This is a genomic window from Cutibacterium equinum (genome assembly GCF_028021195.1).
Taxonomy (GTDB): domain Bacteria; phylum Actinomycetota; class Actinomycetes; order Propionibacteriales; family Propionibacteriaceae; genus Cutibacterium; species Cutibacterium equinum.
The window spans coordinates 2,249,100-2,261,555 of record NZ_CP115668.1 but is presented as its reverse complement, the minus strand read 5'-3'; the positions used below and the strand labels follow the sequence as shown (position 1 = coordinate 2,261,555).

The following is a 12,456-nucleotide window of genomic DNA, read 5'->3' as shown; positions in this document are numbered from 1 at the left end:
GGTCAGGAGACCTTCTCGTAGGTGACATCGGCAACGCCGGCGCCGAGCGAGGAGATCTGGCTGAAAGCGGCCGGGGACAGGTCGAGGCAGCGACCTGACACGTAGGGTCCACGGTCGTTGATGCGCACGACGACGGAGCGTCCGTTGGCCTTGTTGGTCACCTTGAGACGGGTGCCGAAGGAGTAGGTCTTGGAGGCAGCCGTCAGGGCCGAGGAACTGAAGGACTCACCGGAGGCGGTCCGGGAATCGGTGTAGAAGGAGGCCTCGCAGCTTCCGGCAATACCGCTGGTGGAGACTGCGCTGCGGGCCGAGCGCTCAGACGAACGGGAGACGCGCGAGGAGTCCTCGGAATGAGACCGCGTGGACTCCTGGACGGCAGCCTTGGTGGGCGCCGCGGCACGCTTCTCGCTGGCCTTCGAGCGCAGCAGGCTCATGGTGACGGCATCGGCGACACCGGTCTGCTTGAGAGCGTTGGCCTTCTGAAAGACCTTGACTGCGTTGGTGGTGGCGGGGCCGTAAGGAAGCCCGACCCACATTTCCGGGAAGTAGTGGAGGGTCGACAGGTCGCGCTGAACGGCCTTGGTGCGGGCGTTGTGGTCGCCGCGCTGGGCGTAGATGCCGACCGTGCGGGTGACCTTGCTGATGTAACGGGTAGCAACCCAGGAGGTCTTGCCGCGATAGTTGACGGGGGTCCAGCCCTGGACGTCCTTGCCAACGATGAGGAGACGGTCGCCGGGGTGGATGAGTCCGTGACGCTTGTACTGGGTGCCGCGTCCGGAGCGCACGTTGAGGTGGACGCGAGACTGGGCGAACTGGGTCTTGTACGCGGTGGCGCGCTCGGCCTGCTTGGCCGGTGCTTTCGTGGCTTGTTGGGCGGGAGCCTTCTCGGCATGGGCCCCTGGGTTGCCGGTGGGGGCGGCGTGGGCCTCCTCGGCGATGGTGCCCATGACGGCGAGTCCGGCCGCAGCGGTCAGGGCGACGGTGCGCTTGAGGGCCGTCCCGGCGTTGGTCGAGGTGTTGGTCATGCGATGTTCCTTCCGAGTGTTGCCCCAACTTCCGAGGCTCGATGAACTGTACATAATCCTGAGAGATTCTCAAAATGAGTTCAGCATGGTTGAGCGGTCGGCGCTTCGGTTGCTTGCTGAGAACGGGCTTCGGGGGCGGGAGATGCGTCATGGCGGGCGGCGCGGAGGGCGGTGAGCGTCATGAGAAAACTGAGAAAACGCTGAGGGATGCAGGCCCATGGAGCGTGGGGTCGGTGTCAACCTCATAGGCTGACGTCATGACGTGGAACCGCACCATCCCTGGCCTGCTCACTGACGACATTCGCCTGAGGGTCCCGTTGGACCACACCAACCCGCAGGACCTGCGCACCATCGAGGTCTATGCGCGTCTGGTCGCCACCCCCGACGGCATCGACAAGCCGTACCTGGTTTTTCTGCAAGGCGGACCGGGGTGTGAGTCCCCGCGTCCGACCCTGCGCGACCCGGGATTCCCAGGTTGGCTGGCCCGGGCCCTGCAGGACTACCAGCTCGTGCTGCTGGACCAGCGAGGCACCGGACTGTCCTCCCCGGTCAGTGAGCCGGTGGGAGATGCTGCCAGCCAGGCCGAGTACCTCACCCACCTGCGTGCCGACGAGATCGTCGAGGACTGCGAGGACATCCGGCGTCACCTCGGCATCGAGAAGTGGGCGGTCCTGGGGCAGTCCTTTGGCGGATTCACCCTGCTGAGGTACCTGTCCACCCATCCGGAGTCGCTGTCGGCGGGGTACTTCACGGGCGGTTTGTCGGCGGTCGGGCGTTCTGCCGACGAGGTCTACACCGCGTGTTACGACCAGATGCGCGCCAAGTCGCTGGAGTACTACAAGCGGTTCCCGGCGGATCGGGCGCGGTTCGCGGAGCTTGTGGCGCTGGCCGAGTCCGGTGAGATCACCACCCCGAACGGTGACGTCGTGACGCCGTCTCGGCTGCGGTCGTTGGGGCATCTGCTGGGTGGCTCGGGTGGGGCTGAGAAGCTGCACTACCTGCTGGAGTATCCCCACACCTCGCGGTCGTTCCGCCACGACTTGGCCGAGCTGCTGCCCTATGGCGGACGAAACCCGCTGTACGCCGTCATCCACGAGTCGTCCTATGCCGACGGTGTCGTCACCGGCTGGTCGGCTGCCCGGATGCTGCCCGAGGATTTCCAGGAGGATCCGACCCTGTTGACCGGCGAACACGTGATGCCGGAATGGTTCGACACCGACCAGGAGCTGCGGCCGTGGAAGGAGGTCGCGAACCTCATCGCCAACCATCCGTGGCCGAAGCTGTATGACGCCGACACGTTGCGATCTGCCGAGGTCCCGTGCGCAGCGGCGGTGTACCACGACGACGCCTACGTGCCGCGCGAGTTCTCACTGGAGACCGCGGCCCTGCTTCCCCAGATGCATGCCTGGGTGACGACTGAGTACGAGCACAACGGGTCGAATGCCTCCGGGGGTGCGGTGCTCGACCGTCTCATCAAACTCGCCAAGGGTGAGCTCGTCAGGTGAGGTCTGGGAGCTGAGTCCGGTCCTGTATGGGGCGTCCGGTCCTGTGTGGGGCGCCGGGCTTTGTGGAGCATCCTGGGGTGGGCGCCCCGCGCTCCTGCTGTCGCGGTGTCGTGGTGAGACCCTGTCGTGGGGGTGCTGCCATGTGGGTGTGGGCTCGCCGGGGGTGCTGTCATGTGGTCGTGGTTAGCCGTGATGTGGTTGCGAGCTTGCTGCGCCAGTTGTGCCCCACCTGCGCCAGTCCCGATTTAGTTGCGCCAGTTGTGCCTCACCTGCGCCAAAAATTTTGGCGCAGGTGAGGCACAACTGGCGCAGGTGGGAAATGTTGGGGGGAATCGGGGAATCGGGGCGCAGGTGAGGCACAACTGGCGCAGGTGGGACATGCTGGGGGGACGGGGGCGGCGGAAAACTGGGTAATGGGATACACGACGCGGGGGTCTTGGCCGGTACGCGCGGGTTCAGAAACGGCTCGACGCCCTCCCGGTACCGTTGACCCCATGACCGACCATTTTGCAGGGGACCCTCGCACGAACCGGGAGCGGATGCTCGCCGGGGACCTCTACATTGCTGACGACCCGGAGAACTCCCGGATCGCCGACCGCGGGGCCAGGCTGGCCGACGCCTACCATCGGGCCTTCCTCAACGACCCTGACAGTGCCCGTCCGTTACTTGCAGAACTCCTCGGTGACCTCGGCGAGGACGCCGTCATCAAGCCACCGCTGTATGTCGACTATGGCGAGAACATCCACTTCGGCGCCCGTAGCTTCGCCAATTACAACCTGACGGCCCTCGACGTCGCCGAGATTCGCATTGGCGCCGACTGCCAGATCGGACCCAACGTCCAGTTGTTGACTCCCACCCACCCCATCGACCCGGATCTGCGTCGAGATCGCCTGGAGGCGGCCAAACCCATCACGATCGGCAACAACGTCTGGTTGGGCGGTGGAGTGATCGTCTGCCCCGGCGTCACCATCGGCGACGACAGCGTCATCGGGGCCGGTGCCGTCGTCACCAAGGACATCCCGGCTGGGTCCATCGCCGTCGGCAATCCCGCGCGCGTCACCGGATCGGTCTACGACAGGAAAGGCGAATGAGGATGAATGACATCCCAGAAATCCCGGTCGCCTGGTGCGACCCTGACGGCGTCGGAGCCGAGCTGCCCGAGACTGACGACGTCGAGGCCGATCCGCAATCCGTGCAGATCCCGCCGGCTGAGTCCTTCGAGGTGCTGCGCCGGGCCAGCGAGGAGGAGTTGCGAGCCCAGGAGCGCGGGGAACAGATCGACCCGTTGGAGTCAGGACGGGCCGCAATCGCCATCGCACTCACCCCGCTGTGCCAGCTCGAGGGCGCGGTCATGCTCGGCGTCAGCTTGCTCGATGCCGTGGTCAAGCGGGTTGAGCAGGCCGACGACGACTCCGTCGAGGTGTACCTGCCCGACTGGCTCTTCGACCACGACGGGTTGACCTCCGACGAGGTTCCTGGCCTGGTGGTTGAGCGGGTTCGTCGCGACTTGGCCGACCCGGTTGTCGTCTCCACCATGGGGGAGGAGGCCGTCGAGCAGTTGCGAAGTGGTCTGTCTGCAATTTTGGCAGCCCAACAGCGTGACGCTGCTGAGTTCTCCCGCCACGTCAACCCGGACGTCGATCCCGAGTGGATCATCGACGGCTGCCAGGAGATCTGCGTCGCCCTGGCCGCCCACGCCGCGACCATCGGCTGGCAGCGTCCCGAGGTCGACGTCTCCAACGTCTTCGCCAGCCTTGACATGACCGACGATCCCGACCGCGTCCGCACCCTGTTGAGGCAAGTCCGCCGCTAACCTAGACCGCTTCCGGCCCCGGCGACTGAAGCTCGCCGAACCCGGCGAGTGACGCTCGTTGAATCGGCGAGTGCAGTCACCGAATCAAGGGACGGGGCACGGGCGCCATCCCTCACTGGGTGGCGATGGTCACTCGGTGGCGATGGTCACTCGGTGGCGATGGCTTTGAGGATGTTCGTGCGGGCGGCTCGGTGCGCCGGCCACAGCGCGGCGAGCACCCCGACGAGCGCTGCGGCCACGAGGAAGGCTAGGAGCTGCAGCCACGGGATCGAGAGTCGGTCGATGCCCTGGTCGGATAGCAGGCGTTGCAACACCATGCCGAAGACGGTTCCCAGGCCGACTCCCACCACGGCCCCGAGCAGGGCGATGACGACCGACTCCAAGGTGATCATCCGTCGCACCTGGGAACGGGTGAGGGCGATGGCGCGCAGGACGCCGAGCTCCCGTGTCCGCTCGATGATGCTCAACCCCAGGGTGTTGACGATGCCGAGCACGGCTATGACAATGCTCAACCCGAGCAGGGCGTAGAGCAGCGCCATGGTCCGGTTGACGTTGACAAGGATCTGGTCGGTGTACTGGTCGACGTCCATGACGCTCACCAGCGGCATGTCGGCCAACGCCGCGTCCAGGGCCTTGCGGGCCTGCTCGTGGTCGGTGCCCGGCTTGAGGTAGATCGACAGGAAGGCATCCTTGTCGCCCAGACCGACCGAGGTGAGGGTGGTCGTCGAGACCCACATGGTGGCGATGGGCTGTCCCTTGCCGGTCGTGTAGATGCCGACGACGGACAGTGTCATGGGACGCTGGGCCTCCACTGACCACAACCGGTAGGACGACCCCACCTTCAGGTGGTACTTCTCCGCGTCCTTCTCCTCGACGATCATCTCGCCGTCGGCGCGGAACATGCGCCCCTTCGTCATCTTCTGGGGGAACATCTTGTCCAGCGAGGTCGCCTCCATGCCCGCGATGCCGCGCGTGTGACGTCCCATGGCGTCGGTGAAGTACTCCTTGGGCGGGGTGGTGTGGCCGGCGGGGATTTCGAGCATCTGCGCGATCGTCATGGTGTGGACGTCCTTGACCTGTGGGACGGCGGACACCTTGGTGCGGACCTGGTCGGGGAATCCCTGGAACCCCTGTCGGCCGACCATGAAGTCGCCACGAACCGTGTCGGTGATCTGGCTGGTCACCGAGCGGGTCGAGGAGGCCCCGAAGACGGCCATGAGGGAGACCAGGGTGAGGCCGATCATGAGAGCCGACGCGGTTGCGGCGGTGCGTCGGGGCTGACGGATCGAGTTGAGTTCGGCCAATTTGCCGACCTCACCGAAGACTGCCCGGTACACCTTGCCGACGATCCAGATGACCGGACGGCCGAGGAGAGGGGAGGACAGGGCGATGCCGATCATCGTCAGGGCCATGCCGCCTCCGGCCCAAGCCACCGGCTTGGGGACGACGTCGAAAACTCCCAGAACGATCCCCACGACGCCCACGGCGGCCATGGCGACGCCGACGACGGCCCGCTTGCCCAGCCCGACCTCGGACTCGGTGCGGGCCGAGGTCATGGCTTGCACCGGTGGGATTCGTGAGGCTCGGGCTGCCGGCAGTAGGGCGGCGACAAGCGTGACGAGGATGCCCGTGACCAGTGAGGCGACGACGGCCTTGAGACCCAAGGAGAGCGTCGTCTGCCCAATGTCCCACCCGGCGGCGAACATGATCGCCTTGATAGCCATGGCCAGACCGAGACCGCCGAAGAGACCCAGCACCGACCCGATGGCGCCCACGACGAGGGCCTCGACCAGGACGGTCGCTCTGATCTGGCCGCGACTGGCCCCCATAGCCCGGTACAGCGCCAGCTCGGAGGAGCGCTGGGCGACGAGGATGTTGAAGGTGTTGACGATGAGGAAGCTTGCGACGAGCAGGGAGATGCCTGCGAAGACGAGCAGGAAGATGTCGACAAAGCTGAGGGCCTTGCCGACGGCGCTCATCTGCTCATCGGCGACGACCTTGCCGTCCTTGGCCTGGTATCCCTTCGGCAGGACCTTCTGGACAGCCTTGGCGACGGTCGCCCGGTCGGCACCCGGTTCGACGACCGTGGCGATACCGGTGAACGCGTCGTGGCCCTTGAGGAAGAGCTGCTGGGCGCGGTGGGTCGTGAAGAACACGTAGCTGGCCCCGGCTGACCCGCCCTGCCCAAAGGTAGCGGTGCCCACGAGCTTCGCCTCGACGGTGCCGGCCCGGCTCGTGACGACCTTGACCACGTCGCCCAGCTGGTAGCCCGACTTGTCAAAGGTGGCGGGGTCGACGGCCACCTCGTCGTCGGCGCGCGGTTCGTGTCCTGACTCGACGTGGACGCCCGGCTGGCCGCCGAGGGCCGGGGTCGTCTGCCAGCCGAAGCCCAGCTGGGGCGGTCCGAAACTCGTGATCGCCTTGCCGTCGCGGCCGATGAGGACGGTACCTGTCTCAAAGACGGTGCCCTGGGCATCCTTGACGCCGTCGACCGTGCGAATCTTGTCGACGACGGCCTGTGTCAGCGGGTAGGGACTCGTCGTGTCGCCCTGTACCGCGTCCTCGGTGTTCTTGGACACCTCGACGTCCGAGACGGACCCCGAGATGATGGAATTGAAGGTGGACCGGAGCATGTCGCCGAACACGAACGATCCCGAGACGAAGGCGACCCCCAGGACGATGGCCAAGGTGGACATGAACAGTCGTAGCTTGCGGCTCCACAGAGAGGTGAACGTGGCCTTCCACATGGTGGTTCAGGACCTTTCGGCGCGGCGGGGGACCGGCACGTGATCGTCACCGGCGCTCGTCCCCGCTCGGCGGGGGTCCAGGCGGCCCATCGTCGTGAGCACGGCGTCATGGGTGGGATGGGAGATGTCGTCGACGATGCGTCCGTCGGCGAGGAAGAGGGCCCGGTCGGCATAGGAGGCGGAGACGGGGTCGTGGGTGACCATGACGATGGTTTGGCCGAACTCGTCGACCGACTGACGCAGGAAGCCGAGCACCTCGGTGGCACTCACGGAGTCGAGATTGCCGGTGGGTTCGTCGGCGAAGATGATCTCGGGCCGGCCCACGAGGGCGCGTGCGCAGGCGACGCGCTGCTGCTGTCCGCCTGACAGTTCGGAGGGTTTGTGGTCGAGCCGGTCGGCCAGTCCGACGACGTCGATGACGGTGTCCCACCACTGCGGGTCGGGTTTGCGTCCGGCGATGGCCAGGGGCAGGAGGATGTTCTCGCGTGCCGTGAGGGTTGGCACGAGGTTGAACTGCTGGAAGATGAACCCGACCCGTTCACGTCGCAGCAGAGTCAGTTTCTTGTCGGTGAGGGTGGTGACATCGGTCTGACCGATGAAGGCGCGTCCCGAGGTGGGGCGGTCGAGCCCGGCCATGCAGTGCATGAGTGTCGACTTGCCCGATCCCGACGGACCCATGACTGCGGTGAGGGCGCCGGCCTCGATGGTGACACTCACCTCGTCGAGGGCCTTGACGACGGCGTCTCCGGTGCCATAAGTCTTGACGAGTTCATCGGCGGAAGCGGCGGTCGGCGCCATGACGGTCTCCTTCGAGGGATGAATGACGGGGCGTGGCGTCAGGTCACAGTGTACAGATGGGTGACGTAGCTGCCCGTGTCACGTCGGTGTGCCTTGACGGGTGACGACCATTCGGGTTCCTCTGTGTCGTGGTCCCGCCTCGCGTGGGCGTTCCTTCGCCATGACGTGGCGAGAGTGGTCTGTGCTACGCTTAAAGCAGGCCAGGGAGCCTCGGTTGTCGAGGAAAACCCCTGGCCGCTTACTTTTGTCGGAGTGTGATCCGATGAAGAGTTCCCCGACTGTGGACCCACAGCTCATCTAGTGGTAGATGGGTTGGGTCGAGGTTGTAGGAGCCCGGCAGCTCGGCGAGTTCGCGGTGTCCGAGGTCCACGACGTAGCTCATCGGCTAGCTCTGCATAGCGGGGGGCTCAGGGGTGCGAGTGTAGTCGATGACGGAGTGCGCCGTGCGGCACAGGGAGCCCCACCGTGCGGCAGGGCATGACAACAAGCCCTCACACATGAGGTGCAAGGGCTCGAAAAATAGGGTTACCGGAACAGTTCCGGCACGGATTAGTACGAGATCAGACCACGTTCACGCTGTAACGCCAAGACGTCGTTGAGGTGATCAACGTCACCAGGCTGGATGTCACCGATGCGATCCAGGGTCTTGAAATCCTCAATGAAATGTTCTGGAATCGGTATGCCATGACCGTACGCTGCAGAGACAGCAAGGCTGATGTCATAGCCGTTGTCATGGTCGGCTTCCTCGTCCAGGAACTCAAGGGTTTCAGTGTATCCACGCTTGCGCATTTCGTCGCGCAGTTCGTCAACAAGGTCATCGACATACAAATCATCGTCGTCAGCGACGTCAGACATGCCAACCACCTACTTTGCGGGATGAACCGTGCGGACTTTACGACCATCTGAGTCGACGACAACGACGAGTCTCGCACCGTCGTAGCGTCCAGTATACGACAAGAAACCGTTCGGCATGCGGGTGGCAGCTCCGTTTCTGAGCACCCGGCTCACCCCCGCATAGGCGGGGAAAACTGATTAAGGCTCGTACAGTGGATGCGCGGGAGCGGCTCACCCCCGCATAGGCGGGGAAAACACAGGGGTCCGCGATGAGCACCCCGACAGCAGCGGCTCACCCCCGCATAGGCGGGGAAAACCCCAAGGCCGCACTACCGCCACCGCGCTGGGTAGGCTCACCCCCGCATAGGCGGGGAAAACTGCAGCCATTTTCAGATGGTCGAAAAGCGACGCGGCTCACCCCCGCATAGGCGGGGAAAACGGCCCGGTGGCGGGGCGGCATTAGTAATAGCGCGGCTCACCCCCGCATAGGCGGGGAAAACCGGTGCCGCCCACCTGGACGCCCTGATTTTCGGGGGCTCACCCCCGCATAGGCGGGGAAAACCGAACGGTCAAGTGCACCGACGCGGACTGGAACGGCTCACCCCCGCATAGGCGGGGAAAACATCCAGGTCGCCCCCTGCATCGCCAAGCCGGACGGCTCACCCCCGCATAGGCGGGGAAAACGGCGTCCCGCTTGCTGTCGGGGGACCGTGGGGAGGCTCACCCCCGCATAGGCGGGGAAAACGACTGAGCTTGCTCGTAAAGACGAGAACGAGCAGGCTCACCCCCGCATAGGCGGGGAAAACGTAATGCCGGGTTGTCGCTGTCCGTGATGAGTCGGCTCACCCCCGCATAGGCGGGGAAAACATTGGTGCCGTGGTCCGTATGGCCGCAATAACCGGCTCACCCCCGCATAGGCGGGGAAAACTGTCTGCGCTGAAGCGTGTTACGAGGGTTGAGGGGCTCACCCCCGCATAGGCGGGGAAAACCCTTAGCCATAGGTTGCGCCTTCCCTATCTGTGGGCTCACCCCCGCATAGGCGGGGAAAACACACCTGCACCAATGCATCTATGTAGCGGTGCAGGCTCACCCCCGCATAGGCGGGGAAAACGAGCTGTTAGAGGCTGTGGGGGTCTATCCCGGGGGCTCACCCCCGCATAGGCGGGGAAAACCATAGGACAGGACGCCCGATATGCCGCGTGATGGGCTCACCCCCGCATAGGCGGGGAAAACCCCGAGAATACAAGGGCGCCACCCTCGAAGACAGGCTCACCCCCGCATAGGCGGGGAAAACTCCGCAACCGCCGTCAAAGTTTTCCCCGACCCAGGCTCACCCCCGCATAGGCGGGGAAAACCATGGACTTTGCCGGGGTCCGTGTTGCCCTTGAGGCTCACCCCCGCATAGGCGGGGAAAACCATACGATAGAACGCCCGATATGCCGCGTGAGGGGCTCACCCCCGCATAGGCGGGGAAAACGGTCGAGGTCTGCGCGGCTGATAGGGTCCGGGGGGCTCACCCCCGCATAGGCGGGGAAAACACACTGGAGGGTGTCAAGTCGACAACGCAACAAGGCTCACCCCCGCATAGGCGGGGAAAACGACACAGAGCTACTCGGTCGGATGAGACAAAACGGCTCACCCCCGCATAGGCGGGGAAAACGGTTCCCCGTTCTCCCTCACGGCCAGCGGTATCGGCTCACCCCCGCATAGGCGGGGAAAACTTTGGCGGACAAAAGTCCCTGTCTGGGTTGCCAGGCTCACCCCCGCATAGGCGGGGAAAACTTTGGCGGACAAAAGTCCCTGTCTGGGTTGCCAGGCTCACCCCCGCATAGGCGGGGAAAACTGGCGCTTTCCGTCCTCCCGCCCTTACGACGGCGGCTCACCCCCGCATAGGCGGGGAAAACTTCCGGCGAAGAACTCATGACAGCTATACGCCCGGCTCACCCCCGCATAGGCGGGGAAAACAAAGAGGAGACAGGAGACCCCGTGAGGGTCCGAGGCTCACCCCCGCATAGGCGGGGAAAACAAATTGGTTTTGTGTTTTCAGTAGTGGGGTCTAGGCTCACCCCCGCATAGGCGGGGAAAACGGCATTTGTGGCCATAACGAGGTATCCGAGGCAGGCTCACCCCCGCATAGGCGGGGAAAACGTGACCGCGCCACGTCCTGCCACAAACGATGGAGGCTCACCCCCGCATAGGCGGGGAAAACAGTTTAGTAAACCCGGTCACATTTCCGACCGAGGGCTCACCCCCGCATAGGCGGGGAAAACCCGGTAGATGGTCTTTTGGCGTCCCCAGACCTGGGCTCACCCCCGCATAGGCGGGGAAAACGACGTGACGCTACCGACGATCTCACCGTCAATAGGCTCACCCCCGCATAGGCAGGGAAAACATGGACAAGCTAACCCTCAGCATCGCAGCCGCCGGCTCACCCCCGCATAGGCGGGGAAAACCCGACCCTGCGGGCTGCCTCTTTGGCTGTGAGGGGCTCACCCCCGCATAGGCGGGGAAAACCTGCTGTTTTTGTCTCTGAGACGCGCAAAGAGCGGCTCACCCCCGCATAGGCGGGGAAAACCGACGCCGCCCCAGAAATGGCATCCCACACCGAGGCTCACCCCCGCATAGGCGGGGAAAACGGCCATCGATCGAATGATCGAGCTTCTTGCGCGGGCTCACCCCCGCATAGGCGGGGAAAACTACCCAGGTGGTTTTGGGCATCCCTAGGTCGTCGGCTCACCCCCGCATAGGCGGGGAAAACCCGTGACGGTGATCGAGTCCAGCGGGCGGCATGGGCTCACCCCCGCATAGGCGGGGAAAACGTTTCCGCGCGGTAGGAGCCACGTTATTGCTGAGGCTCACCCCCGCATAGGCGGGGAAAACACGCGGCAACCGCACAGACGAGCGAACTCCAGAGGCTCACCCCCGCATAGGCGGGGAAAACTCCACGAACGATGGTTCTTGAGTGTCGTACCATGGCTCACCCCCGCATAGGCGGGGAAAACACGTTGCGGCCCACGGCAGATTGACTGAGGGTCGGCTCACCCCCGCATAGGCGGGGAAAACTTCCTCTCTCGTCGGGCTCGGTAGGCGCGCTCCGGCTCACCCCCGCATAGGCGGGGAAAACGTAGCCGAGGACACCCATCATTTGTAGCCCGTAGGCTCACCCCCGCATAGGCGGGGAAAACTCATTCTTGACCAAAACTCCTTGTCAAACGCTCGGCTCACCCCCGCATAGGCGGGGAAAACCCAACAGGCGTGGACAAGTATCAACGCCGGCATGGCTCACCCCCGCATAGGCGGGGAAAACTCTTGTTCCCGCGTGGTCAGGGTCAGACTGGGAGGCTCACCCCCGCATAGGCGGGGAAAACCGCTTTCGCGGTTAGGCGACTGAACCCGGTTTGGGCTCACCCCCGCATAGGCGGGGAAAACACATGCCCGGACAGCCTCAGATCGTCGTCAATGGGCTCACCCCCGCATAGGCGGGGAAAACAAGAACTCATGACAGCTATACGGCCCTCAATGAGGCTCACCCCCGCATAGGCGGGGAAAACGAATCGCGGTAATCGTCAATTTCCATGCAGCGGGGCTCACCCCCGCATAGGCGGGGAAAACGCCCTCCTCATTGTCGTAATGGTCGTCGTCCAAGGCTCACCCCCGCATAGGCGGGGAAAACACTCGTAGAGGTCCGCGCCCCACAACGTTGTGGGGCTCACCCCCGCATAGGCGGGGAAAAC

Annotated in this window: 7 protein-coding genes and 1 CRISPR repeat array (1 of these 8 cut by a window edge); of the genes, 3 read left to right on the top strand and 4 right to left on the bottom strand. The window is 64.7% G+C overall.

Annotation, left to right across the window (positions count from 1 at the left end; all coding sequences use genetic code 11):
- Positions 1-2: 2 nt before the first annotated feature.
- On the bottom strand, positions 3-1,025 hold the full coding sequence (locus O6R08_RS10250; RefSeq protein ID WP_271418012.1) for a septal ring lytic transglycosylase RlpA family protein: 1,023 nt from the start codon (positions 1,023-1,025) through the stop codon (positions 3-5).
- A 257-nt stretch (positions 1,026-1,282) separates the two neighbouring features.
- Here O6R08_RS10250 and O6R08_RS10245 point away from each other — a divergent pair, with 257 nt between their 5' ends.
- The 3 genes from O6R08_RS10245 (at position 1,283) to O6R08_RS10235 (ending at position 4,343) form a co-directional block, all read left to right on the top strand.
- Positions 1,283-2,530 carry an alpha/beta fold hydrolase gene (locus O6R08_RS10245; RefSeq protein ID WP_271418011.1) on the top strand — a complete coding sequence of 416 codons (1,248 nt, stop codon included), beginning with the start codon at positions 1,283-1,285 and terminating at the stop codon, positions 2,528-2,530.
- Positions 2,531-3,024: 494 nt separating this feature from the next.
- Complete coding sequence (locus O6R08_RS10240) at positions 3,025-3,621, top strand: sugar O-acetyltransferase (RefSeq protein WP_271418010.1); 597 nt, start codon at positions 3,025-3,027, stop codon at positions 3,619-3,621.
- Positions 3,618-4,343, top strand: coding sequence for a hypothetical protein (locus tag O6R08_RS10235; RefSeq protein WP_271418009.1), 726 nt, complete (start codon positions 3,618-3,620; stop codon positions 4,341-4,343). The genes O6R08_RS10240 and O6R08_RS10235 overlap by 4 nt, the downstream gene beginning before the upstream one ends.
- Before the next feature lie 146 nt (positions 4,344-4,489).
- Here O6R08_RS10235 and O6R08_RS10230 read toward each other — a convergent pair whose 3' ends face one another.
- The 3 genes from O6R08_RS10230 to O6R08_RS10220 all read right to left on the bottom strand — a co-directional run bounded on the left by O6R08_RS10230 (position 4,490) and on the right by O6R08_RS10220 (position 8,743).
- A complete protein-coding gene (locus O6R08_RS10230; protein WP_271418008.1) occupies positions 4,490-7,090 on the bottom strand; it encodes an ABC transporter permease in 2,601 nt (866 codons plus the stop codon).
- A gap of 6 nt (positions 7,091-7,096) precedes the next feature.
- Positions 7,097-7,888: an ABC transporter ATP-binding protein gene (locus O6R08_RS10225; protein WP_271418007.1), complete on the bottom strand. Its 792-nt coding sequence runs from the start codon at positions 7,886-7,888 to the stop codon at positions 7,097-7,099.
- 549 nt (positions 7,889-8,437) lie between these two features.
- Positions 8,438-8,743, bottom strand: coding sequence for a hypothetical protein (locus O6R08_RS10220; RefSeq protein WP_271418006.1), 306 nt, complete (start codon positions 8,741-8,743; stop codon positions 8,438-8,440).
- 146 nt (positions 8,744-8,889) lie between these two features.
- Positions 8,890-12,456: direct repeats of the CRISPR family, unit length 28 nt; unit sequence GGCTCACCCCCGCATAGGCGGGGAAAAC (it continues 367 nt past the right edge of the window).